Annotated in this window: 28 protein-coding genes; 12 read left to right on the plus strand and 16 right to left on the minus strand. The window is 63.3% G+C overall.

Annotated features, from left to right (window positions below):
* Positions 1-27: 27 nt before the first annotated feature.
* Entirely contained in the window at positions 28-423 is a 396-nt protein-coding gene (locus tag ACWV14_RS11145; protein ID WP_454906710.1) for a hypothetical protein, read from the plus strand.
* Positions 424-694: 271 nt separating this feature from the next.
* Here the strand turns inward: ACWV14_RS11145 and ACWV14_RS11150 are convergent, their stop codons facing one another.
* The 4 genes from ACWV14_RS11150 to ACWV14_RS11165 form a co-directional block, all read right to left on the minus strand.
* Positions 695-1,426, minus strand: a complete 732-nt coding sequence (locus ACWV14_RS11150) for an FRG domain-containing protein (RefSeq protein ID WP_454906708.1) — start codon at positions 1,424-1,426, stop codon at positions 695-697.
* Positions 1,427-1,527: 101 nt separating this feature from the next.
* A complete protein-coding gene (locus ACWV14_RS11155; protein ID WP_454912740.1) occupies positions 1,528-2,667 on the minus strand; it encodes a DUF72 domain-containing protein in 1,140 nt (379 codons plus the stop codon).
* A 61-nt stretch (positions 2,668-2,728) separates the two neighbouring features.
* Complete coding sequence (locus tag ACWV14_RS11160) at positions 2,729-4,186, minus strand: nuclease-related domain-containing protein (protein WP_454906704.1); 1,458 nt, start codon at positions 4,184-4,186, stop codon at positions 2,729-2,731.
* Between the two features lie 13 nt (positions 4,187-4,199).
* Positions 4,200-4,520, minus strand: a complete 321-nt coding sequence (locus tag ACWV14_RS11165) for a hypothetical protein (RefSeq protein ID WP_454906702.1) — start codon at positions 4,518-4,520, stop codon at positions 4,200-4,202.
* Positions 4,521-4,734: 214 nt separating this feature from the next.
* On the opposite strand from ACWV14_RS11165, the gene ACWV14_RS11170 reads away from it, so the two are divergent.
* Positions 4,735-5,145 carry a hypothetical protein gene (locus ACWV14_RS11170; RefSeq protein WP_454906700.1) on the plus strand — a complete coding sequence of 137 codons (411 nt, stop codon included), beginning with the start codon at positions 4,735-4,737 and terminating at the stop codon, positions 5,143-5,145.
* A 70-nt stretch (positions 5,146-5,215) separates the two neighbouring features.
* Here the strand turns inward: ACWV14_RS11170 and ACWV14_RS11175 are convergent, their stop codons facing one another.
* From ACWV14_RS11175 to ACWV14_RS11185, 3 genes are all read right to left on the minus strand, one after another.
* Entirely contained in the window at positions 5,216-5,581 is a 366-nt protein-coding gene (locus ACWV14_RS11175) for a hypothetical protein (RefSeq protein ID WP_454906698.1), read from the minus strand.
* A gap of 5 nt (positions 5,582-5,586) precedes the next feature.
* A complete protein-coding gene (locus ACWV14_RS11180; RefSeq protein WP_454906696.1) occupies positions 5,587-5,817 on the minus strand; it encodes a hypothetical protein in 231 nt (76 codons plus the stop codon).
* A gap of 142 nt (positions 5,818-5,959) precedes the next feature.
* Positions 5,960-7,036: a ParM/StbA family protein gene (locus tag ACWV14_RS11185; protein ID WP_454906694.1), complete on the minus strand. Its 1,077-nt coding sequence runs from the start codon at positions 7,034-7,036 to the stop codon at positions 5,960-5,962.
* A gap of 814 nt (positions 7,037-7,850) precedes the next feature.
* On the opposite strand from ACWV14_RS11185, the gene ACWV14_RS11190 reads away from it, so the two are divergent.
* Complete coding sequence (locus ACWV14_RS11190) at positions 7,851-8,249, plus strand: hypothetical protein (protein WP_454906693.1); 399 nt, start codon at positions 7,851-7,853, stop codon at positions 8,247-8,249.
* 1,032 nt (positions 8,250-9,281) lie between these two features.
* On the opposite strand, the gene ACWV14_RS11195 is transcribed toward ACWV14_RS11190, so the two are convergent.
* From ACWV14_RS11195 to ACWV14_RS11230, 8 genes are read right to left on the minus strand one after another with little or no spacing between them, the layout of a single operon-like run.
* Positions 9,282-10,481, minus strand: a complete 1,200-nt coding sequence (locus tag ACWV14_RS11195) for an MFS transporter (RefSeq protein WP_454906691.1) — start codon at positions 10,479-10,481, stop codon at positions 9,282-9,284.
* Between the two features lie 16 nt (positions 10,482-10,497).
* Positions 10,498-11,211, minus strand: a complete 714-nt coding sequence (gene arsH, locus ACWV14_RS11200) for an arsenical resistance protein ArsH (protein WP_454906689.1) — start codon at positions 11,209-11,211, stop codon at positions 10,498-10,500.
* Entirely contained in the window at positions 11,201-12,259 is a 1,059-nt protein-coding gene (arsB, locus tag ACWV14_RS11205) for an ACR3 family arsenite efflux transporter (protein WP_454906687.1), read from the minus strand. Before arsB ends, arsH begins: the two co-directional genes overlap by 11 nt.
* Before the next feature lie 4 nt (positions 12,260-12,263).
* Positions 12,264-12,752: an arsenate reductase ArsC gene (locus ACWV14_RS11210; protein WP_454906685.1), complete on the minus strand. Its 489-nt coding sequence runs from the start codon at positions 12,750-12,752 to the stop codon at positions 12,264-12,266.
* Positions 12,749-13,258, minus strand: coding sequence for an arsenate reductase ArsC (locus ACWV14_RS11215; RefSeq protein ID WP_454906683.1), 510 nt, complete (start codon positions 13,256-13,258; stop codon positions 12,749-12,751). Before ACWV14_RS11215 ends, ACWV14_RS11210 begins: the two co-directional genes overlap by 4 nt.
* Positions 13,251-13,754 carry an arsenic resistance N-acetyltransferase ArsN2 gene (arsN2, locus tag ACWV14_RS11220; RefSeq protein ID WP_454906681.1) on the minus strand — a complete coding sequence of 168 codons (504 nt, stop codon included), beginning with the start codon at positions 13,752-13,754 and terminating at the stop codon, positions 13,251-13,253. The genes ACWV14_RS11215 and arsN2 overlap by 8 nt, the downstream gene beginning before the upstream one ends.
* Positions 13,755-13,764: 10 nt before the next feature.
* Positions 13,765-14,250, minus strand: a complete 486-nt coding sequence (locus tag ACWV14_RS11225; protein ID WP_454906679.1) for an ArsI/CadI family heavy metal resistance metalloenzyme — start codon at positions 14,248-14,250, stop codon at positions 13,765-13,767.
* A gap of 11 nt (positions 14,251-14,261) precedes the next feature.
* Entirely contained in the window at positions 14,262-14,585 is a 324-nt protein-coding gene (locus ACWV14_RS11230; protein WP_454906677.1) for an ArsR/SmtB family transcription factor, read from the minus strand.
* Positions 14,586-14,784: 199 nt separating this feature from the next.
* On the opposite strand from ACWV14_RS11230, the gene ACWV14_RS11235 reads away from it, so the two are divergent.
* Entirely contained in the window at positions 14,785-16,716 is a 1,932-nt protein-coding gene (locus ACWV14_RS11235; protein WP_454907831.1) for an FTR1 family protein, read from the plus strand.
* Between the two features lie 16 nt (positions 16,717-16,732).
* Here ACWV14_RS11235 and ACWV14_RS11240 read toward each other — a convergent pair whose 3' ends face one another.
* Positions 16,733-17,008, minus strand: a complete 276-nt coding sequence (locus ACWV14_RS11240) for a metal/formaldehyde-sensitive transcriptional repressor (protein WP_454906675.1) — start codon at positions 17,006-17,008, stop codon at positions 16,733-16,735.
* A gap of 62 nt (positions 17,009-17,070) precedes the next feature.
* Here ACWV14_RS11240 and dmeF point away from each other — a divergent pair, with 62 nt between their 5' ends.
* From dmeF to ACWV14_RS11280, 8 genes are all read left to right on the plus strand, one after another.
* Complete coding sequence (gene dmeF, locus ACWV14_RS11245; protein WP_454906674.1) at positions 17,071-18,051, plus strand: CDF family Co(II)/Ni(II) efflux transporter DmeF; 981 nt, start codon at positions 17,071-17,073, stop codon at positions 18,049-18,051.
* Positions 18,052-18,870: 819 nt separating this feature from the next.
* The gene (locus ACWV14_RS11250) at positions 18,871-18,996 is read left to right on the plus strand and encodes a YHYH domain-containing protein (protein WP_159273336.1); all 126 of its coding nucleotides are present in this window, start codon (positions 18,871-18,873) and stop codon (positions 18,994-18,996) included.
* Between the two features lie 139 nt (positions 18,997-19,135).
* Complete coding sequence (locus ACWV14_RS11255) at positions 19,136-19,411, plus strand: metal-sensing transcriptional repressor (protein WP_125948373.1); 276 nt, start codon at positions 19,136-19,138, stop codon at positions 19,409-19,411.
* On the plus strand, positions 19,408-19,896 hold the full coding sequence (locus ACWV14_RS11260; RefSeq protein WP_454906671.1) for a hypothetical protein: 489 nt from the start codon (positions 19,408-19,410) through the stop codon (positions 19,894-19,896). Before ACWV14_RS11255 ends, ACWV14_RS11260 begins: the two co-directional genes overlap by 4 nt.
* A 79-nt stretch (positions 19,897-19,975) precedes the next feature.
* Positions 19,976-21,103: an efflux RND transporter periplasmic adaptor subunit gene (locus ACWV14_RS11265; protein WP_454906669.1), complete on the plus strand. Its 1,128-nt coding sequence runs from the start codon at positions 19,976-19,978 to the stop codon at positions 21,101-21,103.
* Between the two features lies 1 nt (position 21,104).
* Positions 21,105-24,209: an efflux RND transporter permease subunit gene (locus ACWV14_RS11270; RefSeq protein ID WP_454906667.1), complete on the plus strand. Its 3,105-nt coding sequence runs from the start codon at positions 21,105-21,107 to the stop codon at positions 24,207-24,209.
* Positions 24,202-24,504, plus strand: coding sequence for a DUF3240 family protein (locus tag ACWV14_RS11275; protein WP_454906665.1), 303 nt, complete (start codon positions 24,202-24,204; stop codon positions 24,502-24,504). Before ACWV14_RS11270 ends, ACWV14_RS11275 begins: the two co-directional genes overlap by 8 nt.
* A complete protein-coding gene (locus ACWV14_RS11280) occupies positions 24,501-25,739 on the plus strand; it encodes a TolC family protein (RefSeq protein ID WP_454906663.1) in 1,239 nt (412 codons plus the stop codon). The genes ACWV14_RS11275 and ACWV14_RS11280 overlap by 4 nt, the downstream gene beginning before the upstream one ends.
* Positions 25,740-25,768 lie beyond the last annotated feature (29 nt).

The raw sequence follows: 25,768 nt of genomic DNA on the forward strand, positions 1-25,768 counted from the left end.
ACCGAGTATCTCGACTGGGCGACCTGCATGGACTACTACGACCTGCCCACGCTGTTCTACATGGCCCCGCCTTGCTGGCTGATCAAGGGCCACGGCATGCCGTTCCCCTTGGAAGCAGTACGAGCCGCTGGCTTCCAGGCCGCGTCAGTTCAAGCGGGAGGCCATCGTCAACATCAACGACTACCCAGCCGCGGCTGCTTTGAGGGCCTTGGCATGGAGAGCCTGGCCATCGACTACACGGTGGGCGGGGCGGGGCCAACCGGGCCGAGCGCCAAGAGCTGGTCATTTACAGCTGGGATCGCGAAGTTGAGCCTGCAGGGCTTTTCTAAAAGAGGTGCCGGTCAAAGGATAGGCCGGCACCGATACCGGAGAACGACGAAAGCAGGCTTCAGCCCAGGGGCGGTCGCCGGACACCGTTTGTGAGCGGTCACCGGCAAGTTCGATGCCCTTGCATGTCTTTGGGACGCAGATATCCTGCCGGAATGCCAATTCTTCAGCCCCCGCCGGGGGCTCCAGCCGTCCCCGAGACGTTTCGACTTTGCCTCGAATGTGCGTGTCCCAGGGTCTTCCCCCCGGGGCAAATTCCGATAATTCATCTCAGATATTGCGCCTTCCTTCACGGGGACGACATGAGTGACGAAAATCTGAACTGCCTTCAGTTGTTCGCGCTGTGCTCAGCGCAGAAACACTAGGCCTAGATGTCATCAAAGTCCGGCCGGGAGGTCAGGTTGTGCTTGAGGTTCAGATGTGTGCACAAGCCACCGAGATCCGGGAACATGGACTTGGGACTAAAGCCCATTGCTTGCAGCATGTCCAGGATAGGCCCCCTTGCAGCGGCGGGGATCATGATCTGGGACAGGTGGGGCTTTACCTCCCGATTGCTTTCCAAGGTTATGAAGCGGCCTTGGCCCGAAAAAGCGTGCAAGGTGAACCATCCGTCTTGGGCCGTGACACGCGGATTGTTCAACCGCGGTTGGAACACAACCGTCTTTCGTCGGTCGAAAGGATCCTTATCGTAGACCGTTTTATCGAGAAGATTCTCCGCGTGCAAGGCGTAGACAAACACTGGACCGGTCGCTTGGGAATTGCAGGCGAAAAACAAGGCTACCAGCGGGTTGGCTGTCCAGTCGAGTAGCCGAGTCTTCAGCCCGTGATGTTGGGCCACGACCATCAAATCAACCAGGCCGTGCTGGCCGGGAGACAAGAGGGACGCCCCCAAAAGTCCAAATTGCTCCAGTGCCTCTTGCTCGCTCAGCACGCGGTTGCGATTTGGGGTGCCACGCGCTACGCCGGGCAGCAGGTTCCCGCGCCGGTCTTGCCCACGAAATATGTACTGGCCCGATTTCTTCTGTTGAAGGCGCTCAACCAGTTGGACATAGGTGCCAAACTCACTCGCCGTCTTGCTGGGAATCGTCGTCGTTGCCATGTTGCTCCTCTTGTAGACCGACTGCGAAAGCCTGGAACATCCGGAGCAAGGCAGTCGGCGGTCAATATTGTTGTCTACGCAATCCTGATCGCCCTGGCAGGCTAGATTGGCTGGGCGAAGGAGGCATTCCAGAACGAGTGACTGCTCTTGTGGTGCCTAGCGTTCCGCAACTGGAATGTGACCCGCACCCGCCCGATGCGCTCAGAGTCGATCTCGACCTCTCGAATGAGCGACTCACCGTCTGCGGGCTCCGGCAGCTGGCGTAGGGCCCCGGCGAGTTCGTCGGCTGACAGGCTCGGCAAAACGCCATTCGGGTGGAAGGGCTGGGAGAGATCAGGCCGCTGACCGTCCCCGTACTGAACCAGCATCTTCATCGCAGTGATGCCGTTGCGGACACCTCGGTCCTCGTCGCAGTTGTTGAAGATCATGTGTGCGTGCCGGACCTTGTAGGCCAGGCGGACAGCTTCAACAACGATGCCCTTGATCTCGGCGTCGTTGTACTCGTAGGAGAACCTCTCGGCGGCCGAGGGCACCGGTGCGTTGTACGTCTCTGCGTTCCGACCATGCAGGCGCATCAGCGAGTAGTCGGGGTTTGTGACTTCCCAAACCGGCGGCACCGAGTTTTCCGCGCCTCGCGGTCCATCAACCACTGTGTGAACTGCACCCAAGGCGCGCAGCATGGCCAAGGTCTCGACCGTGCGTTTCATCCCATCCCACCAGCTGCTGTGCCTGAACTCAACGCTGAAAGTGTCCCGGGGCAGCTTCTCGCGGATGGCCTCCAGGTGGGCAGTCACACGCGGCGACGGCACCACGGACGGGGGAAACTGGAAATGAATTAGTCCGAGCTTGCCCGTAAGCCGCGCCGGCTCCAGCGCCTGGTTGAACGCGATCCACAGAGCTTCTTTCACCTCGTCGGCGGTGTCGCGGTACAGGAGCCGCTTCCGGCCGGGTAGCAGCTCCTTCACTCCTCTAGGCAGCACCTGGACGTCCGTCTGGTGCCCGGTGAAGAAGCGGAAGGCCTTGAAATTGAAGACGAAGCTCTCGGGCGTGCGGGCCGCCCAGTTGTGCACGTTGGTGGGCGACGGGATGGCGTAGTAGCTGCTGTCGACCTCGACCAGCGGGAATATGCTCGCGTAGTAGCGCAGACGCGCCTCGGGCGTCTTGCAGCCCGGTGGGTAGAAGCGGCCGCAGTCGATCAGCGTCTTTTCGGCCCAGGATGCATGTCCGACGAGGGTAGGCATGCCCCATTATGGGCACCGGCGGTAATTCTGTTGCAGCCGGTGAAAATGGATCAGCGACGAGTTATCGCGCCGTCAGGGGCGCATTTATCGCAGCGCGTTTCAAGAATGCGGAGCTCGGGCCGGGAGGCAACCATCGTAGTGCGGCCTTCGCTGGTGACTCGAGAGCGTCCGCCAGTGCACTGCCGAGGGCTCCGGTTTGAGTCATCACCAAAGTCAGGCAGAGGAGGGCAACGCTCACCCCGAACATCCCGAGAGGCAGGAGCCCGGGGCGGAAGTTTGACAGATGCTTGGGCGTCGATCGCGGGATCAGCATGGCAGCTCGCGCTTCCTCTCGGTCGGCTAGAAGCTTCGCGTAGGCGCCGCCGCTTTCCAGCGCAAGCCGAAAACGCTCGTAGGACGAAGGGCCGTAGTCCAATCGCGAGGCAATCTGTCCAGCGATCAAGGAAGCGTCCAATCGGGTCTCCTGGTGGCGTCGAGTCACCGCCTGCAGCCATGAGGGCAAGGTTCCTATCGTCGTCATACAGCCCGGAAAGCCCGGGGCCAGTTCGGTTTCGTTGCCGGCGAAGCAAACCGCGAATTCGATCGGCACGTCACTACCGAGGCCCACAGCCCGTCGCAGGTGATCGGGCTTGCGTGATGCCTGACCATACGGGTTCTCGAAACGTTCAACCCGACCCGGCCGACGTCGTTCGACGAAGCTCTCGTCGCCAGGCACGGGAGATATGCGTTGCCACTTCCAATCTTTCGTCTCCACAGCGATGACGCAGTGCGGCGTGACCACGATATGGTCGATATCGGTGAATGGAATGCGGCCTTCGATGGGAAGCAATCCACCCCGCGGAATGACTACCGCGTCGGCGCCAAACTGTCGACGCACTGCAAGCTCCAGCGCGTCGTGAACGCGTTGCTCACCTTCCTTGCCTTCTTTCGCATCGTCCAGCACCGCGTTGTTGGCCGCCGCGAGGTGGGCGTCGCGCTCCTTGCGCAGCGCCTCGTCGCGTATGTGCGCGGCGATGAATCGGTACAGGGAGCAAACGACCAGCCAAAGACCCATGGCGATCGCGCAGACGATCGCAAGGCGCAGCAGATCCGACTGCTCCGTCCCACCGCGCAAACCGTCGAGGACACCTACCTGCGCGACCCCATAGAAAAAGAGCAGCGGCACACTCAGCCACATCGACAGCCTGTTGCGACGAGAAATGCTCAGAACCAGATGCAAAGCAACCGCGAGGATCAGGAAAGACGCCATCGAGTGCTTGAACACCAGTGGTCCGCCTGTACTGGTTCCGAAGAACGGGCCAAAGACTTGCGCGATCGACGCGATGAGCAGGCCTGCGAAGCCCAGCGCGGCAATGCCCGACACCATGCCGAAACCCGTGGCTCCTGCGCCATCCCCGCAGGCTTTCGCTGGTACCGCTTGACTGGCTTCATCGTCGTCGCGGCGCTCACGATCCTCCTTGTCCGCGTAGTACGCGTTCTCTTGATGCCGCTGATAGTCGGCCCAGTCGATGTTATTCAATTTCTGCCCCTCGTTATGAAGATGAAGGCGTGGTTGCCGGCGATGCCAGCGGCGAACGCAACGGGCCATGCTGGTCGTTCAGTTGCAGCGGCCGTCTTCCTCCTTCGTTGCTGGCCGGCAAACCATCCCATTCGACCTGTGCGCATCGAATGCCGACGCCGGCCAGCACGCCCAGCAGTTCGCACAGATCGCTGAAGGAGGTCGAGCCGTCTGGGCGCATCAGCGTGATGTCGTCGCTCTTCGCGCACCAGGCGGCGTTTCGATGAACGACGCGCAAGGTGTCGGGCGACGCTTGCCGCACAAGATCTCGAAGAATCAACTTTCGGTCTTTCATTCCGTTTCCTCTTCTGCGTTGAGCTTCGCGTCTTGGATGGCACCCCCACCGAGAGGGCTGATCCGACGACATACTGACATGGGACGTTGTCCGCGCAAGTCTGGCCGTGCGGAGCGCGGTGCCACTGACTCCAAGAGGCGTTGTGGGCAATACAAGAGCTCAATCGATGCGCATTCGATTCGGTCGAAGGCGCGGAGCACGCCATAAACGTGGAATGCAACAACCTCTCCGAACCTCCGTCCTCGCCGCCGTGCTCGGCGCTTCCGCGCTGCTTGGAGCCACTCACGCCTGCGCCCAAGCGACCTCCTGGCCGGAGTACCGACGCCAGGCGGCGCAGCGGATCATGGAATGGAACCAGGGTGCCACTTACGAGGGCGACGCACCCGCCGTCCTGCTCTCGATCCCGGTGCTCCAGATCGACCTCGAGGCGGACGGCTCCGTCCAGAAGATCCATGTCGTACGTGAGCCCCAGAACGCGCCGGAGTCCATGCAGATGGCGATGGATGCGATCATGCGGGCTGCGCCGTTCGGCGACGTGTCGAACCTGCCCAAGCCTTGGCATTTCACCGAAACGTTCCTGTACAACGACGATTGGAAGTTCCATCTGCGGTCGCTGCAACGCTGACACTGGGGCTCCAGTCGTAGTACGAAATTCGTAGAGCGGCCAAATTTGGCCGCTCGCTGCTTTTTGGGGTCTACCGACGAAACAGCTGCTTCGTGATCGTGCCGGGTCGCAGCACCCATGCACGCGAGAACTGCGAGGCCAATACGAACAGGCCGCCGTAGATCAAGACAGCCGCGACCGTGTGCGCGAGCGAACGGCGAGGGGAGTGATTCAGCAGCACGCCGAGCGCGATCAGCGCAAAGCAGGCCGTGATCGTCCGGCGTCTCACACGGGCCCGCTGAAGTGCAATCAGTTCCGCCGCAGTGTCCTCATCGAGACCTTCGCGGACACGCATCCGCGTCAGCGCACCCAATGCCATCGGGCTGTTGAAGCCCAGCCCCAGCACCTGCAGGGTGCGCAACCGGAGCGCGGCCACGGCCGTGGCGAGCGAACTCATGGCGCTCACTCGCCCGGATCGAAGGTGATCAGACTGGTCACCATGCCCGAGACAAACAGCAGGCCGCCGTAGACGCGAAGCACCGGTCCGGTACAAAAGTTCATCAGCAGGTAGCCGATCGCGGAGGCGATGAGGGCGATCACGAAGAGCTCCTTCGCGGTGACGCTCGGCACATATTTGCGCATCTCGCTCACCATGCCTTGCGCCATCGCGGCCTTGAATTTCTTGAGACTCATGTCATTTCCTATTCCTGTAGGGGATGGCCTGCCCGGAACTCAAGCGATGGGCTGACCTGCAAGCAAGCTAGCACCCGCCGTTGGCAGCGCAACCTCGAGTGCGGCACGTTCAGCGCGGGCATCCCGGCCACTTGTCCGCCGATCAGGCCGGCTGCGCAGCGAGCGCGTCGTTGGCGACCAGCCAGTAGCCACGGGCGTTCGACATGACGCTGTCGGCCTGCACCTGGACATCGAATCCCGGCAGCCTGTCGCGCAACGGCTGCAGGTAGTGCATCGCACCGCCGCCGGCCAAGATCACCCGGTTGACACCGATCCCCTCGAAATTGAACGCCAGAAGAAACTCGTCGACCACGCGCTGGGCGGCTGAGAGGGCTACGGTGCGGTAGGGCGTGAAATCGATGCGCTGGCCACCATGCGTGAGCACGCCGCTGGCCAGCGCGCGTTCCGTCGTCACGAAGTTCAGATCGCCCACGCCCAGGCTCATGCCGGCCGCGTGTGCGACCTCTCGCACGATCTGCGACACGCCGCCCGGGAACGACCCCGAAATCTCCAACTGCGGCTCCATTCCTTGTGCGACGAACCAGTCGAAGGTGTTGAATCCGGGGTCGATGACCAGGTTCACCTCGTCATCGCCAACGAACAGATCTCCGGCCTGGTGGGAGAGCGCTTCATTGAGCGCAAACCGTAAACCACCATAGGGCTGCGGCACGACGATGACCTTCTTGGCGACCAGATCGATGGTGTCCCGTCCAGTGCGCCCCTGTAACGCCTTTGGCACGGGCACCCGATGGACACGCCCTCCCACGGCTTTGAGCGCCGCGCGTTTGGTAGCGAACGCCGAGACCGGCAAGCCCAGCACCAGCGCATCGACGCTTTGACTGACATGGCCCGTCGCTCGCATGAAGTAGTGCAGGGCGCCGGCAATCAACGCGCGGTACTCGGGCCGCTCGATGAAGTTCGGATCGAGAATCCGGGCGCCATCGCCGAGCGTTGCTTCTGGTCCAACGAAGAAGTGGCGACCATCTACCTCGACCACCACGCGGTTAAGCGCGCCGCCGCCAAGGCCGCCGGCCTTCTCCAGCGCTGGCACATGGCACGCCGGCACGACGGAGCTGAAGCAGATCTCGCCGGCCGGGCCGAAGTCCTTGGCGCCCGGGTCGGACCAGACCGCCTTGGTGTTGCCGAATCCGACGTCGATGGAAAGGATGGTTCTGCTCATGGAGTTCCGTTGGGCTAGTGAGATGCAAGGGGAGGGGGCAATCGAACAGCGGACATCACCGCAGTCAGTCGATCATGAGTTTTGCAAGCGAGCTGCTCAGCGCCGCACTTCGAGTCCGTGCCGGGCGTCGTGGCAGGTGACCAGCAACAGGCTGCGGATGGCCACTGGAATGCTCCGTCGTAGCGGTTTGTGCCGCGGGCTGTATCGGTCGCATTGGAGGTGCCCACATTGACACAGCGGCTGGCCCACCTATCAAGGCCTGGAATAGCAACTGCCGAATGTGCAGCCGCCTTGCCTTGTCGCTCGGCAGTGCCACCAACGCGTCGTACAGCGGAAGGAGGCTCACGTCGTCCGGTGCGATCGAAACGCGGAGACGAAAGGTGGGTTTTTGCGGCTCGGTAGGGGGGGACTGGTCGGTGCCAGGGGTTCTCATCGCATGCTCGCTGGGGTTGGTCATCTTCCGGTCAAACTTGGCAGTTCTTGGTCGTTCTCAAGTCTGCGGGGATGCCTAGCGTCAAGTTCCGAGAATGCGGGTCGGATTTGCGTGTCTTTCGAGGATGACAAATGCCGCGAGACTGCCTACAGTTCGATCACGCCCTCCAGGAGGGCACCGGTTTTCCATGCCGCAGCACGCGGAAATGATTCGATGACTGTCGGCAATGCCCGACGAAAGCGCGCGCCGCGCATTGGCCGTTCACAAGCTCTCAAGGGGCACTGAACAGGCCGATGCTGCCGGAGCGCGCTTTTTTTGTCGCCCTTGCGTTCTGGCGGGGGTAATTCCCGCTTCGGGGTTTCATGAACATTTAAAGACAGAGTGTCGAAATTCGTCATCCGCGACAACGACTTGGGTTCGTTCCTAACGATCAGAACGCAAACAGCGCAGGTTTTTGAGAGTGTGGGCGATGGCTCTCTGGGAACGAAAGTAGTCGGAGATATGGCAACGACTGCTATCGCCGATGGAGCGGTGAAACCGTCCCGTCGATGGGGCTGGAAGGGCAATGACAGGCATCGCCGAGAGGGTGATGACCACCGCGAGAACGACGAAGGCTCCGACGATGGAGCGGCACACGACGACAACGAACCACCCACCGGCTGCTGCAATGGCGGCTGGAACAATGCCCCTGACTGCTTCATCATCACCCGCTGCAATGGCGGATCGATCGATGACGCGACCCACACCACGACGCTCCTGCGAAAACCGGCCCTTGCTTGATGGGCTGCAACCGATCACCAACGTCGCTGCCGAGAGGGCAACGGCAACCAAGACGACTGACAACCAAGGACGGCGCGAGCATCGAACGAAGCTCCCCACCCGCACGACCAGGAAGGAATCCTGGGAGACACCGAAAGCACCGGCAGGTCATGGCGGCTGTTAGGGTCTCAAGTGCATAGCGAACAGGGTCTCGTCAACCCGCCGCTCTCCCCGAGAGGCACGCGACGCGTAATGCCCGACGACATGGGACCTGTTCTTGAGTACTTGCCGAAGGCAGGACGCAAGGGACCAAACGCCGCGAGGCCTTGGGGCAGCAGAGGATTGACACAACCTCGCTGCTGGCGGCTTCAGATTCTTTAAGTAACGTGTTTGAGGAATGGGGATCAGGTGGACTGGAGTCCAGCCGCTCGACAGCCCGCGTCGAGCGGCAGAAATCGTTCGCGTCGTCGTGGTCGGTGCAACAGTGGTTGTCGATCGCGTTCAGGGCATTGCGGTCGTCGGCGAGCAGGCGGGCCAATGTCCACGTGCGCGCTTGCATTGGAGGGCATTCCCGTACGGTTGATAAAAACTGAACAAATTGAGCAGCCACACCGCAAGCTATTGATTTTAAAGGAAAAATCTCTCTGTATCCCTATTTTTGCGACAATCCCCAAAGAAAACGCACTTTAGTTGTATCGTTTCGGCGCCGGACCGCGATTTAAAGTGCAACCAAGCAAATTGAAATGCGCGCGAATCCTTACTCGGCGCGCGTGAGCTTAGGTAGTCGCGCAGGTAGCTCACCATGTAGTCGCGGCCGGTGTAGGTTGTGCCCGCGTTTGGCATCGGGCAAGCTGCGATGGAACTCCACGTGGATGGCGAGAACAGCCTCAGCGAATCCCAGCCGTACTGCCAGGCACCCCCGCCGACTTTCTCAGCATCAAACATCAGGAATGAGCGCTGTGCTGGTCGCAGAGAGTACGCCACCGAGGGCGCTGCCTAGTCACCACCGACGATGATCACGTCGTGGGTCATACGACGATCAGGGTTCTGATTTCAATGCGCCGGAGCAACAAGTGGTGCTTTCCTCATGTCGGCCGTCATGACCACCAGTGCCAGGCACGCGGACAGGCCAAGCATCGCGGAGAACCACAACGCGCCATCTTCCCACCGTTCTACGGCCATGCCGAACAGAAATGGTGCCCCGGCCTGCACGATGCGCGCTGGCACCATCAGGAATCCCTGGCGCTGCCCGTAGCCCTCGGCACCAAAGATCAGCAGCGGAAGCGTCCCGATGGCGATGGTCAGGATGCCATTTCCCAAGCCATGCAACACCGCAAAAGCAGCGGCGGCCGATGTACCAAGCAGGCCGAGGCAGAGAGCGCCCAGTGGGTGAGCCAGCGTGGCCAACCGGGCCGACAACAGCGGGTGCGCACGCTTGAGAAAAGTGAACTCGATCACCCGTCCCACCACCTGAGCCGGGCCGACCAAGGCGGAGATGCCAACTGCCGCGGCCAGCGTGGCACCACTGGCGAACAGCAGCTCCGGCAGATGCGCGGCCATTGCCGTGCTGATGAACCAGGTGACGGCAAAGACGTAGGCCATCAGGAAGGCAGCGCGGCGCTGCTGCGCTGGCGCAAGACCCGCGCCATCGCCCTTGTTGGCGACAGTTGCCTCCTTCGAAGCCTGATCGGTCCGGGCAGCGCGTGGCAGCAGCACATTGAGCGGAAGGCCGACCACCAGATGCAATGCCGCCCACGCAAGACAGGCCCCGCGCCAGCCCACGGTGCTTTCCAGATAGGCCGACAACGGCCACCCCACGGTGCTCGCAAAACCTGCGAACAGCGTGATGCCGGTGATGGCTCGTCGCGCATCCTGGCCGTGCAGGCGTACCACGGTGGCAAACGCGGCCTCGTAGAGTCCGCTGCCCATGGCAAGGCCCATCAAAGCCCAGGCGGCGAAGAGGTGGACTGTAGAGCTGGCCTGGCTCAATGCGGCCAGCCCTGCGGCAAACACCAGATTGCTGGCAATAAGAATCGGGCGCCCGCCCAAGCGGTCGATGAGCCGGCCGGCGAAGGGGCCGATGCCGGCTGCGACGAGCAGCGCCACCGAGAAAGCTCCGAAGACCGTGGACGTGGAAATGCCGATGTCCTTGCCGATGGCACCGGCCAGCACCGCGGGGAGGTAGTACGACGAGGCCCACGCCAGGGTCTGAGCCACACCCAGCATCACCGTCGTCGTGGTCTTGCTTTGCACCCTGGGTTCGCCTTGCTCAGATGCTGCGCAGGTTGACCCGCTTCGACAATGCCTCGGCACTCTCGCGCCGCTCGCTGTAGCGGTCCACAAGGTAGCCCGCGCAGTCGCGCGTGAGCAGCGTGAACTTCACCAGCTCTTCCATCACGTCGACCACGCGCTCGTAGTACGGCGAGGGCTTCATGCGCCCGGCCTCGTCGAACTCCATGAAGGCCTTGGCCACCGACGACTGGTTGGGGATGGTGATCATGCGCATCCAGCGGCCAAGCACGCGCAGCTGGTTCACGGCGTTGAACGACTGGGAGCCGCCCGACACCTCCATCACCGCGAGCGTCTTGCCTTGCGTGGGCCGAACGGAGCCCATGGCCAGCGGAATCCAGTCGATCTGGGCTTTCATGATCCCGGTCATGACGCCGTGACGTTCGGGCGAAGTCCAGACCATTCCCTCTGCCCACTGAGCGAGCTCGCGTAGCTCCACTACCTTGGGATGGTTGTCGGGCTCCGAGTCTGGCAACGGCAAGCCGCGAGGATCGAAGATCCGCGTCTCGGCGTCGAGCGCGCGAAGAAGCCTCGCTGCTTCTTCGGTCAGCAAGCGGCTGTAGGAGCGCTCACGGACCGAGCCATACAGCAGCAGGATGCGGGGCGCGTGGGTGGAGCGCTGCGCCGGCATCAACAGATCCGGATCGGCTTTTGCGAACAAGGCCGGATCGATGTTCGGCAGCTCACGACTCATACCAACCCCGCGACGAGTTCACCACCTTCACCACCGCCAGCATGAGCGGCACCTCGATCAGCACGCCAACCACGGTGGCCAGCGCCGCGCCCGAGTGGAAACCGAACAGGCTGATGGCTGCGGCCACCGCCAGTTCGAAGAAGTTGGATGCGCCGATCAGCGCGGACGGGCATGCGATGTTGTGCTTCTCGCCGAGCTTTCGGTTGAGCCAGTAGGCCAGGCCGGAGTTCAGCACCACCTGAATCAGGATCGGCACCGCGAGCATCGCGATCACCAACGGCTGCTTGATGATGGCCTCGCCCTGGAACGCGAACAGCAGCACGAGCGTCAGCAGGAGCGCCGCAATCGACCACGGCCCGATGCGATGCATCGCTCGTTCGAAAGCCGCAGGCCCGTTCTTCAGCAGTCGTTTGCGCAGCACCTGCGCAAAGATCACCGGCAAGACGATGTAGAGCCCCACCGAGGTGATGAGCGTGTCCCACGGCACGGTGATCGCTGACAGCCCCAGCAGCAACCCGACGATCGGCGCGAAGGCGAACACCATGATGGCGTCGTTCAAGGCGACCTGCGACAGCGTGAAGACAGGGTCGCCGCCAGTCAAGCGGCTCCAGACGAAGACCATCGCCGTGCAGGGCGCGGCGGCCAGCAGGATCAAGCCGGCCACGTAGCTGTCGAGCTGGTCGGCGGGCAGTGAGCTGGCGAACACCTGGCGCACGAAGAACCACGCCAGGAAGGCCATGGAGAACGGCTTCACCGCCCAGTTGATGAACAGCGTCACGCCGATGCCGCGCCAGTGGTTCTTCACCTGTGCGAGGGCTGCGAAGTCGACCCGCAGCAGCATCGGGATGATCATCACCCAGATCAACACGCCCACGGGGATGTTGACCTTGGCGACCTCGAGGCGGCCAACGGCCTGGAACACGGCCGGGAACAACTGCCCCAATGCGATGCCGACGACGATGCAGAGAAACACCCACACCGTCAGGTAGCGCTCGAACACGCTCATGGGGGCCGCGCTGGCGCGCGGGCTTTCGATGACTGCGCTCATGGTGTCAGTTCGCAGAAATGCGCTTCAGCCGCTCTTGCAGTTCGGCGTCGCTCATTGCTTCCGGGTTATCGAGTGCGAGCAGTTGCAGCATCCGGTAGGAGATCGCCTGGCGTGTCAGCTCGAAGGCCTGGCGCTTGGCGTCGTCGCCACCTTCGGTATTCGACGGGTCCGGATATCCCCAATGCACCTTGACGCGCGTGCCCGGCCAGTAGGGGCAGGCTTCCTGTGCCGCGCTGTCGCAGACGGTGATGACCACATGCATGACCGGCGTGGCGAACTCATCCCAGCTCTTGCTGCGAAAGCCTTCGGTGTTCACCCCGGCCGCCTGCAGCACCTCGATGGCGAACGGATTGATTCTTCCGCTGGGCGCGCTGCCGGCGCTGAACGCCTTCACGCCCTTGCCGAGCTTCTGGGCCCAGTGGTTGAGCATGCCCTCGGCCAGCACGCTGCGGGCCGAGTTGTGGGTGCAGAGGATGAGTACGTTGAGTGTCATTGCGGTGCCTTTTGAACCTTGCCGATATCGCGGATCTCGCGCTGGATGGCCATCGAATCGAGCCGGGCCAGAGGCAGCGCCAGCATCAGCTCGATCCGGCGCTTCAGCGTGAGGGCCGTATCCATGAATTGGCGCTCGGTGGCCTCTTCCGGCCCCGCGAATGCTGCAGGGTCGGCCACGCCCCAGTGCGCGGTCATGGGTTGGCCGGGCCACACCGGGCACACCTCGCCCGCGGCCTTGTCGCAGACGGTGAGAACGAAGTCCATCCCCGGCGCATCCGGCTTCGCGAACTCGTCCCAGTTCTTGCTGCGATAGCCGGTGGTGGGAAGGTGCATCTTGTCCAGAGTGAGCAATGCATAGGCGTTGACCTTGCCAGCAGGGTGGCTGCCAGCGGAGTAGGCCTTGAATCGCCCTTTGCCCAGGTAGTTGAGCAGCCCCTCGGCCAGGATGGAGCGCGCAGAGTTGCCCGTGCAGATGAAGAGGACGTTGTAGGTCTTGTCAGCCATGACGATGTTTCTCGGTGGAGGAAGTGGGGTTGATCTCTTTGAACATGCAGACAGCCGAGGCCGGGCACAGGCTCCTAAATTCGCTGCTGGCCTGCACGGATGCCGGCAGCGCAGTGCGGTCGCAGCGCTCGAAGCCTCGGGTCTCGAAGAATGGCTCTGCCGTGGTGGTCAGGATGCAGAGGCGATTCACGCCTTTCGACACCGCGAAGGACTCCATGGTCTGCAGGGCCTGGTCGCCTACACCCTTGCTGCGCGCATCGGCACGAACAGCGAGGGACCGAAGCAAGGCGGTGTCGCCGAAGCGCTCCAGGCCGACACAGGCAAGAATCCCTTCATCTCCGACACGGCTCACGAAGAAGGCTTCCATGTGCTCTTCCCGAAGATCGGACTCGGGAAGGCCAGCATCACGAAGAAGGGATCGCACGGGCGGCAGAGACGCGGCCTCTGCGCGAACGAACAGCGATCTGACCAGCGATTCGGACGGTTCTTGTGGCATGGCGTAGCCCTCAGCAGCAGGCGCCTGTGGCTTTGCCGGACACGTTGACCGGAATGCCTCGGGCAGCACCGGGCGTGCAGCAGGCGGACTCGGCCTTGGCCTTGGCGACGGACTTGGGCTGACCGTAGACCGGCACGGCGCCGTCCAAGGTCTGGAAGTGCTCCCACGCGATCCCCTGCGGATCGGTGACCCAGTGCTTCTCGCTGCGCGCGTAGCAGCACACGGTCTCACCCTCGTCGAGCAGGGTCCGGTCGGCGGCCAGGCCGCGAGCCTTCAACTCGACCAGTTCCGCTTCGTCCTCGGCCTGGATGCCGAGGTGATCGATACCTTTGCCTTGCCCGAGCGTCGAGATCGCGAAGTTGATGCGCGGATCGTCGAGCATCCATTTCGCATAGTCGGCCTCGACACGCGCCGGCGGCGATGCGAACAGGTTGGAATAGAAGGCGATGCTCTTGGTCAGGTCATCGACATGCAGGTGGACGTGGAAACGCTTCATGGGTCACTCCTTCAGCATTCGCAGGCAGTTGAACTGTCGGTGAGGCACGCCTCGTCCTGACAGCAGTTCTCCGTGAGGTAGCCGAGCAACGCATTCATCTGCTCGAACACCGCGCGGTAGATCAGGTTTCGGCCGTCGCGCTCTTGGCTCACCAAGTTGGCGTGCGTCAGCTCCTTAAGGTGGAATGAGAGGCTGGTCGATGGCACGCTCAACTGCTCGGCGAGCACGCCGGGCGTGAGTCCACTACGGCCGGCGACGACCAGCGCTCGAAAGACCTGAAGGCGCACTGGCTGTGCCAGCGCGGCCAAGGCTTGAATAACGTTCTTTTCTTCCATGATTCAACGATAGTTGAAATATAGAATGATTGCAAGGGCGGTCATCTTTTCTTTTTGGCGACCGCCAGAGCTTCCTGCGCGTAGGCTCGACGGAGCGGGCGATCAAATGTCTGTGGTCTTCGCTGTTCCGCAAACCCGTGGGGGGCGTGCGCGATACGATCTGAATGCGAATCCTTCATATTTTTACTCCAACAAAATGATGCGCCCTGTTCTTCCCCGCGTCCGCCTATGGGCGCTGGTCACCCTGCTCGTCCTGGTATGCCTGCCCGCCCAAGCTGCGGACGAATTGACCTCCGACAAAGCCAAACAAACTTGGCAGTTGCTTGACTACCTCGCAGTCGATTACGGCGGCGCCGTGCGCGACGGCAAGGTCGAGAGCGCCTCGGAATACGCGGAAATGCAAGAGTTTGCTTTGACCGCCACGCGGCAACTCGAGGCACTTCCGAGCACGCCGCAACTTCCAGAACTTGTCGATCAGGCCGGCAAGCTGAGCGCGCTCATCGCGGCCAAGTCTGATCAGGCGGTTGTGGGCAACGCAGCTCACGCGCTGGCCGCCGCTCTGGTCAAGGCTTATCCCTTTCCACTCTCGCCAACGAAGATGCCGGATCTCGCACGAGGTGCGACGCTCTTCCAGTCGACCTGTGCCGCCTGCCACGGCATCCAAGGCACCGGCGACGGACCGCTCGCCGCCCGGCTTGACCCGCATCCCACCAATTTCTCGGACCGGGAGCGTGCACGCAACCGATCGCCGCTCGCGCTGTATCAAGTGATGACACAGGGCGTTCAGGGCACGGCCATGGCCAGCTTCAAGGACACCCTGTCCGACGAGGAGCGCTGGGCGCTGGCCTTCTTCGTGGGCGGGCTGTCGTATTCCGATGCGGATCGCACCGCTGGCGCCGCGCAATGGCGTGAGGATCGTCAGGCCAGGGGCGCCGTAGTTGGGCTGGACGCGCTGGCCCAGTTGTCTGAAAGCGCGCTCGCCGCGAAGGTGAACGCCAAGTCTGCGCCTGCGCTCGTCGCTTTTCTGCGGGCGCACCCCCAGGAGTCGGCCGTGTCGCAGCAAGGCACCGCAGCAGCCAAAGCCAAGCTCGCCGAGAGTGCGACCGCCTTCGAACAAGGGGATCGGGCACGCGCGAGCAAACTGGCCTTGTCCGCATACCTGGACGGCTTCGAGCCGCTCGAGCCGGCTCTGCGCGCACGGAATGCGGACTTGCTCGCACGCATCGAAACAGCCATGGGCGCCTACCGAGCGGCTATCGCTACAGGTGCCCAGACCCAGGTGCAAAGCGCAGGGCAATCGCTCCAGTCGCTGCTCGACCAGGCGGACGCTGCACTGCAGCCGGGCGAAGATGATGCGCTCACCACCTTTCTGGCGGCATTGACCATCCTGCTGCGCGAAGGTTTGGAGGCCCTGCTGGTGGTCGTCGCGATGATTGCGTTCCTGCGCAAGGCTGAGCGCCAGGATGTCTTGCGCTATGTGCATGCCGGATGGGTTCTGGCTCTTGCGGCTGGCGGACTCACCTGGTTCGCTGCCACGTACCTGGTTAGCGTCAGTGGCGCGAGCCGCGAGCTCACAGAGGGGTTCTCGTCCTTGTTCGCCGCCATCGTCCTGCTCGGGGTCGGCATGTGGATGCATCAGAAGAGCGTCGCAGGACGCTGGCAGATATACCTCAAGGAGAAGCTTTCAAATGCACTGAACCAGCGCACGGCATGGTTCCTGTTTTCGCTGGCATTCATCGCGGTCTATCGCGAAGTCTTCGAGACAGTGCTTTTCTTCGCCGCACTCTGGGCCGACGGTAATGGCTTGCCGTTGCTCGCCGGCCTCGCTGCTGGGTTTGTGGCGCTGGGAGCCATCGCGTGGGTTCTGCTGCGCACCAGTGCGCGGCTGCCGATTGGGAAGTTCTTCGCGGCCAGCTCACTGCTAGTGGCAGTGCTCGCCGTCGTCCTGGCCGGCAAGGGGGTGGCTGGACTCCAGGAGGCCGGGCTTCTGAGCGTCTACCCCGCTCCGGTGCCGCGCATCGAACTCCTTGGGATCTATCCGTCCTGGCAGACCGTGAGCGCGCAGCTCGGGGTTCTGGCTGTGGCGCTCATTGGATTCGTCATGAACCTGCGGCCCCAGCGCGCACGCTGAAGTTGAGGACGTCCGCCTATTTCAGATAGGAGCGAACTGCGGCCAGCACGGCATCGATGTCGCCATCGCGCTGTTCCTGGCTCACGTCTTGAGCACCCAAGTGCTCCCGGATGTGCCCCTCCAGCACTTCCGACATGAGGCCGTTCACCGCGCCCCGGATCGCTGCGATCTGCTGAAGGATTGCCATGCACTCGACATCCGCGTCGAGCGCGCGCTCGAGCGCATCTGCTTGGCCCTTGATGCGACGTACCCGCGTCAACAGCTGCTTTTTCCCTTTGGTGGTGTGTGCCATTGAGTCATTCTAAGTCGAGTGACTATACTGGGGGGCAGTATCAAGACTCAACGGACAGCCATATGCAAAACTCGTACGCGGCTCAAGGCTGGCAACATTCGCACGTCTTCGACGAAGGCAATCCGCTGGCGGAACGCAACACGCGGTGGGCCGTAGTGCTGACCGCGGTCATGATGGTGGTGGAGATTTCCGGTGGCTGGGTCTACAACTCCATGGCGCTCTTGGCCGACGGCTGGCACATGAGTTCGCACGCCTTGGCGCTCGGCCTCTCGGTCGCGGCTTATGCCGCAGCCAGACGTTTCGCGGGGGACGGTCGCTTCGCGTTCGGCACCTGGAAGATCGAGGTTCTCGGTGGCTACAGCAGCGCTATTCTTCTGGTCTTGGTGGCTGGACTGATGCTCTACCAATCTGTCGAGCGCCTTGTCTCGCCGACAGCCATCCACTACGACGAAGCCATTGCCATTGGCGTCGCAGGACTGCTTGTGAATCTGGCCTGTGCCTGGCTATTGCGCGGCGGCCATCAGCATGGCCACGATCACGGGGGTCATGCCCATGGCGCGCACGACCATCACCATGACCTGAATCTGCGCTCGGCCTACATGCACGTCTTGGCCGATGCTGCCACGTCGGTCCTGGCGATCGTCGCACTGTTCGGCGGCAAGCTGTGGGGCGCGAGTTGGCTCGATCCAGTCATGGGTATCGTGGGCGCTGGGCTGGTGGCCATCTGGGCCTATGGATTGCTGCGCGATTCCGGCCGCGTGTTGCTCGATGCCGAGATGAATGCACCTGTCGTCGCAGAAATCAAGGAAGTCATCGAGGGCAGCCCAGTCAAGGCGACCATCTGCGACCTGCATGTTTGGCGGGTGGGAAAGGGCAAGTACGCATGCATCGTATCGCTGGCGACCGCCCAAGACGTGGATCCCGACTACTTCAAGCGCCAACTGCGTATTCACGAAGAGCTGGTCCACATATCGGTCGAAATAAACCGACACCACTCTTTGGTGACCGACACGGACTTTGCGCCCGCTCGGGCAAACCCCTAAGACTACGCCAAAAAGGTCCCCCACCATCCCGCTGGTAATCACGGCGGCCAACCTGCATGGCAAGCATTCCCTGCGCTGGCCAACATCTACATGAGCCGAGGGGGTGCTGCTGGTGCGAGTGCACCGGTAAAACGTCAAGGGCTGCCAAAAGCTGTGCGCCGATGCATAACCACCAGCAAAACCCGTGATCCTGAGTGCCGGTCAGCGCATTGCAAATGCGTGCAGCACGCTCAATGTCGAAAACGGGTGGCTATGTCAGCGTCGCCCTAAGGGGTGTCGGCGGACATAGCGGAAGCTTCTTCTCAAGCTGTTCGGTCCGGCTGATCGTTTCATCCACGTCGGGTGCGAGCGCTCTTTTAGGCACCTCGCTATCCAAGACGCCATGCACCACTGAACGATCGTCTGCGGCCTGCTTTATGGTACGAGCCGCGAGCTGTCGAATGTCGATCCCGAGCAATTCGAGAAGGCTGATCTGAATATGCTGCTGCCGACACAATGTTGGAATGGGCACGGACGACTCACGCGGCGCAAAGGCCGGCGCTGTCTGAATACGCGCAACAAGCCCACCTGGATGTGCGAATTGCTTGCTTGTGCCCGACGTTGGGTTGAGGCGTATGCCAAGGGTCCGAAAAATTGGCGCCCGGACGTAAAGCGTTCGAGTGCTGTGCCCCCGATGCGCTGTAGACAAACAGCGGCTGCCCATTTGCTACCAAGGCGAACTGATCAGATCCAACGCGAACGCTTGCGGGCAAACCCTTGATAACATTTGCTCACATTCATTGAAACTGACCTTGCCCACTTTTGGGTGAGGAGAACGAAATGAAGAAGATTGCATTCGCATTGATCGCTCTGGTACTGAGCGTTGGGGCATGGGCCCATTCCGGCGGTACGGACAAGAACGGCTGCCATCAGGAAAAGGCAACCGGCACCAGGCACTGCCACTGAGTCGTCGATTCCGGGCGGGCAAGAGACAAGAAGGACTCTGGCTCGCCAAGTCGGTGAGGGGGCCCGCGCCAAGACGAATTCCCCTTCGCAACGCGTGCCTCCTTAGCCCCTCCCGTATCCCCCCTGATAGGATGCGGCGGTGCACGGCGAACACCTCCACCAAAGTCACCCGGATCTGGTCAAGCGCCTGAAGCGCGCAGACGGGCACCTGCAAAACGTCATCGAGATGATGGTGAGCGGGCGCGACTGCGCGGACATCGCACAGCAACTGCACGCGGTCGAAAAAGCGATCAGCGCAGCCAAGAAACTGTTGATCCACGATCACCTGGATCACTGCCTCGAGGAGATCGCCAAGTCGCCTCGCGATTTCGGCACGGCCATCGCCGAATTCAAAGACATCACGAAGTACCTGTGACCGCACGAGCCTTCCAGCTATCGGAGTCGGTCGCCCCTTTCAAGGCCGGGGTGATGCTGTTCGTGCGCTGGTTGCTGGTGCTGGTCATCGCCGTGGACCTGATCAGTTCTCCATTCCACGCGCATCACCACGAAAGCGGCCCCGAGGGCTACTCGAGCCACGCTGGCCAGCTGGATGTGGGTCACTCGTCCTTCGAGCAAGTGGCTCAAAACGATGATCTTTCGCTGCATGTCGACTCGGACAACGCGGATCACGGTGGCGGGCATTCGATGTCGGCGCTTCAAGGCGCTCCAATCCAGCTTGCCAGTCCGGACTCCGCGCCGAAGCTTCTGGCACTTGTGCCGCTGTTCGTTTTGTTCGGGCTCATCACACAGCCCGTGGCCGAAGCGCTGGTGCGCTGGCGTCCTGATCGAGAGCGGGTGCCCATCCCGCTGTTTCGAACCGTTCCTCCTGACGGCCGCGCGCCGCCCTCACTCCACGTCTGAAGCCCTGGCGGCGCCATAGCGCGCTGCCTTCTCCTCGTCGCCTGACTGCGCGACGGGATCGCTTTCTCGTGGAGTTTCTATGTCCTATTTGCTCGCCCGCCGTGCCGCGCTCGGCTGCGCGTCCAGTTTTCTCATGGTGGCCAGCGCCGTTGCGGCGACGCCATCGAACGCCGAGTTCCCGGTGTCCGCCGCACAGATGCAGGCCCTCGGCATCACGCTTGCGCCGCTGGAAAAGCCATCGGCGATCAGCGGCATGGCCTACCCGGCCCGCGTGGTGGTGCCCCCCAGCGGCAACCAGGTCATCAGCGCCCCGTTCGGGGGACGGGTCGAAGAACTCCTCGTCGACGAGCAGCAGCCCGTCAAGGCCGGCCAACCGCTGTTGCGCCTGAGCAGCCCTGAGTACGGCGACCTGCAGCTCAAGCTGCTGGAGGCGGCCAGCAAAGCCAGGCTGACCGGCCAGACGGCCGCACGCGAGCGACAGCTCTTCTCCGAGGGGATCATTCCCGAGCGGCGTGTCCAGGAAGCCAATGCCGCCAATCAGGAGGCCGCGGCCCGCCTGCGGTTTGCCGAAGCCTCCTTGCGCCTCGCTGGGGTCGATCCTGCAGCCATTCGGAAGATGGGGGACGCTGGCAACCTGCAGGACGGCCTCGTCGTGCGAGCGAGAAGCGCCGGGACGGTGGTCGGCCTCGACGTGAAAGCCGGACAGCGCGTGCAAGGTTCGGATTCCCTGCTGCGTCTGGTCAACACGGCGCAGCTCTGGCTCGACATCCAGATCCCATCCGACCGTCAACAGCAGGCACTCTCGAGCAAGACCGCCGGCTCGATCACGGTGGTCGGGCGCGAAGCCAGCGCGACACCGATGTCGGTCGGCGCCACGGTGAGCGACAACCAGACGGTCACGCTGCGCGCCCGGGTGGCGGGAGGTGGCGAGCTGCTGCGTCCGGGCGAAGTCGTGCAGGTCAAGGTTCCGTTCGCGGAGAACACCGCCGGCTGGGCGCTGCCCCTGCCAGCGATTGCCCGTCAGGACGACAAGGCCTACGTGTTCGTCCGAACCGAAAAGGGCTTCGTCGCGCAGCCGGTCAATGTCATCTCCAGCGCGGGCCAGTCGGTCCAGGTCACCGGCAACCTGCGCGCTGGCCAGCAGGTGGCGACCAGCTCCGTGATCGCACTGAAGGCGGCATGGCTCGGCAAGAGCGGAAGCAACTGACATGCTCAACCGCCTTGTTCAGTTCGCGCTGTCGCAGCGCCTGTTCGTGCTGCTCGCAACCGCTCTGCTTGCGGGCTTCGGCTGGTATGCCTTCCGCAACCTGCCCATCGATGCCTTCCCCGACGTGTCCAGCACGCAGGTGAAGGTCATCATGAAGGCGCCGGGCATGACGCCGGAAGAAATCGAAAACCGCATCGCCGGCCCGATCGAGGTCGAAATGCTCGGCATCCCGCAGCAGCGCATGCTGCGCTCGGTGTCCAAGTACGGCCTGGTGGACGTGACGGTGGACTTCCAGGACGGCACCGACATCTACTGGGCTCGCCAGCAGGTGTCCGAGCGCCTGGCCAACATCTCGGCCGATCTGCCCGCCGGCATCAGCGGCGGCATGGCGCCTGTCACCACGCCGCTCGGCGAAATGTTCATGTTCACCGTCGAGGCCGACGGGATGTCGCTGGAGGACCGACGCAGCCTGCTCGACTGGGTGATTCGTCCGGCCCTGCGCGCGGTGCCGGGCGTCGCCGACGTGAATGCGCTGGGTGGCAAGGTTCGCAGCTTCGAGGTGGTGCCGGACCCCGTCAAGCTGTCCGCGCTTGGTGTGTCGACGGCGCAGCTCAAGAGCGCCATCGAAGCCAACAACCGCAACGACGGCGCGGGCCGGCTCGGCGAAGGCGGCGAAGTGCTGCTCGTGCGCAGTGAAGGGAACATCAAGACCGCGGACGACCTGCGCGCCATCGTGGTCAGCCGCAAGGACGGCAACCTGGCGCGGCTGGGCGACGTGGCGCAGGTGCGCGACGGCAGTGTCACGCGCTACGGTGTCGTGACCAAGGACGGCAAGGCCGAAGCGGTCGAGGGCCTGGTGCTCGGGCTCGCGGGCGCCAATGCCCAGAAAGTGGTCGAAGGCGTGACGACCAAGCTCGAAGAGCTCAAGCCCACCCTGCCCAAGGGTGTGGAGATCAAGGTCTTCTACAACCGCGCCGAACTCGTGAAAAAGGCCGTCGGCACGGTCTCCACCGCGCTCATCGAGGCAACGCTCATCGTGCTGGTCCTGCTTGGCGCCTTTCTCGGCAACGTGCGCGCGGCCGTCGCGGTCGCCGTGATCCTGCCGTTGTCCGCACTGAGCACCTTCATCCTGATGCGTGCGGTCGGCATGTCGGCCAACCTCATGAGCCTGGGTGGCCTGGCCATCGCGCTGGGCATGCTGGTGGACGCCGCGGTCGTGGTGGTCGAGAACATCGTGCAGCACATCAGCCGCGAGAAGGAAGACAGCAAGCTGCCGCGGCTGCATGTGGTGCTGCGCTCGGTGCGCGAGGTGTCGGTGCCGGTCTCCGCCGGCATCCTGATCATCGTGACCGTGTTCCTGCCGCTGCTGACGCTGCAGGACCTGGAAGGCAAGTACTTCGTGCCCGTGGCGATGACCATCGTGTTCGCGCTGTTCAGCTCGCTCGTGCTGTCGCTCACGGTCATCCCGGTGCTGTCGTCGTTCCTGCTGAAGAAGGTCGCGCACGAAGATCCGTGGCTGCCGCGCAAGCTGCTCAAGCTCTACGAACCGGTGCTCGGCTGGGCGCTGGGTCACCAGAAGGTCGTGTTCATCGTGGCCGGCGTCATGCTCGCCGCGGCCGCAGGCGTCTATACCCAGGTCGGCAAGACCTTCCTGCCGGCGATGGACGAAGGCGACATCATCGTGGGCATCGAGAAGCTGCCCTCGGTGAGCCTTGAGGAAACCGCCGCACTGGACCTGAAGATCCACCAGGCCCTCATGAGCCAGATCCCGGAGATCACCGGCGTGGTGGCGCGAGCCGGCTCCGACGAGATCGGGCTCGACCCGATGGGCCTGAACCAGACCGACACCTTCCTCGTGCTCAAGCCGCGCGCCGAATGGAAGCTGGCCAACAAGGACGCGCTGATCGCCCGGATCCGCGAGGTGCTCGACCAGATGCCGGGCATCAGCTACAGCTTCACCCAGCCGATCGACATGCGCGTGTCCGAAATGATCATCGGCGTGCGCGGCGACCTCGCCATCAAGATCTTCGGCCCCGAGCTCGACAAGCTCAACGAGCTGGCGGGCCAGGTCGAGACGCTGATGAAGACGGTGCAAGGCAACCAGGACGTGTACACCGTCGAGAACGACGGCGTGCAGTATCTGCGGGTGGTCGTCGACCGCCTGAGCGCGGGGCGCTACGGCCTGTCGGTGGAAGACGTGCAGGATGCCCTGCGGGTCCAGATCGAGGGCCAGCGCGCCGGCACGGTGATCGACGGCAACCGGCGCATTCCGATCGTGATTCGCGGGCCCGACAGCGTGAAGATCTCGCCGGCCGAGTTTGCGGCCCTGCGCATCACGACATCCGATGGCCAGAGCGTTCCGCTCGAAACATTGGCCACCCTGACGCGCGAGAGCGGCCCGGTGAAGATCGACCGCGAAATGGGCAGCCGCTACAGCGTGGTGATCGCCAACGTCACGGGACGCGACCTGGTCGGCTTCGTCGACGAGGCCAAGGCCAAAGTGGCGGCAGAGGTGAAGCTGCCCACCGGCTACCGCATCAGCTGGGGCGGGCAGTTCGAGAACCAGCAGCGTGCCGCGGCGCGGCTCACCCTCGTGGTGCCGCTGGCGATCGGCTTCATCTTCCTGATCCTGTTCACGACCTTCGGTTCGGTGCGCCAGGCCCTGCTGGTGCTCAGCAACATCCCGTTCGCGCTCGTGGGCGGCATCGTCGGGCTCTGGGTCACCGGGGAATACCTGTCGGTGCCGGCCTCGGTCGGCTTCATTGCACTGCTGGGCATCGCGGTGCTCAACGGCGTGGTGCTGGTGAGCTATTTCAACCAACTGCGCGCCGAAGGGCATGACCTGGTCACCTGCGTCACGCAGGGTGCCCGAAGGCGGCTGCGGCCGGTGCTGATGACGGCGGCGATCACCGCCTTCAGCCTGGTGCCGCTGCTCTTCACCAGTGGGCCGGGCTCCGAGATCCAGCGCCCGCTGGCGATCGTGGTGATCGGCGGTTTGATCACGGCCACCGCCCTGACGCTGATTCTTCTGCCGCTGCTGTACCTGCGGTTCGCCCATGCGCGCGATCAGCGCGACGACCCAACGCTGGAGGTGCGCCATGCATGAGTACTGCCTGAACCTGATCTGCCCGCCAGCCGTCGAGGAGAAGTTGCTCGACGCTCTGCTGGAGAGCGAAGACAGCGAGGTTTTCACCAGCGTCCAGATTCACAGCCACGGCGCGCCCCATGGCCGCTTGAGTGCGCAGGAACAGGTCATGGGCCGCAGCCGCGCCATGCAGATCCAGGTTCTGCTGAGCGGGGAAGCCCTGGCGCACCTGCTCGAGCGTCTTCAACGCGACTTTGCCGGCACCGGCATCCGCTACTGGGCCACGCCCGTGGCCTTCGAGGGAGAAATCAAATGAAGTTGTGGACCGGGATCGCAATGATCGCCTGGGCCTTGCCCGCGCTCGCCGAAAACCAGGCGACGCCGCCCGACCTGCCTTCCACCGTCGCGGCGCGGCAGTGGATTGAGCAGGACCCGAGCGTCCGCGAGGCCCGCAGCGCCCAGGCGGCTGCGGGCCACTCGGCGGCCATGATCGCCGCGTCGCCGAACGAATGGACCACCCGACTCGCCGTGCAGCGGCGCAGCTTCGACGAGGGTGGCCCCGCCTCCAAGGAGTGGCATGCGCAGCTCGAGCGCCCTATTCGCATCAACGGCAAGGCGGATCTCGACCGGCAGCTCGGCGAAACGGAGCAGGTCATCGCACAGGCCAAGGTCGGAGAGGCCGTCCACGAGGCCGCGCGCTCCCTGCTAGACCTCTGGATCGACGGGCTCTCTGCGGCACAGGCTCAGAAACTCTTCCAGGAGCAGCAGTCCTTTGCGCAGGCCAACCTGAAAGCCGTGGAGAGCCGCAAGAAAGCCGGCGATGCCTCGGCGCTGGATGCCAGCGTGGCCACGGCCGACTTCGCGGACGTGGAGCGCCAGGCAAGCCTGGCGGCCTCCAATCTCGCCAAGGCACGGGCCAAGCTGCGCGTTCGCTTCCCGGGTGCCCAACTGCCCGCGCAGCCGATGGCTGATCCGCGCCCGCCGGCGGAGGCAGAAGCCCGTTGGCTGGAGCGCGTGCTGGAAGCCGCCGACCCATTGCGCATCGCAGAAGGACAGCTACGCAAGGCCGAACTGGCCGCCTCGCGCGCCTCGGCCGACCGTGTGCCCGATCCGACCGTCGGCGTCTTCGCGGCGTCGGAAGCGTTTCGCAAGGAACGCATCGTAGGCGTCAGCGTCAGCATTCCGTTGAGCGGCACCTACCGCGACGAGCGCATGAAGCAGGCGCTGCAGGAGGTCGAGGTGGCGCGCGCAGCCGTCGACCGGCAGAAGCGCGAGCTGGAGACGACAGTGGCCGAGACCTACGCGGACGCCACCGGCCATCTCGCACGCTGGCAACTCTCCGAACGAGGTGCAACGGCCACCGGCGAGAGCGCGCGACTCACGCAGCGCGCGTATTCGCTGGGAGAAGCGGACCTGCAGTCGCTGCTGCTGGCCCGGCGCCAGTTCCTCGAGGCTTCCCGTGCAGCGCTCGAGGCCCGTGCCGATGCGCTGCGTGCGACCTATCGGCTCCTCATCGATGCGCACCTGATCTGGGATCTGGCGCTCGAGTGAGTGCGCCTTGCCCCGTCCATTTCTCAAAC

The organism is Variovorax durovernensis (assembly GCF_977011995.1).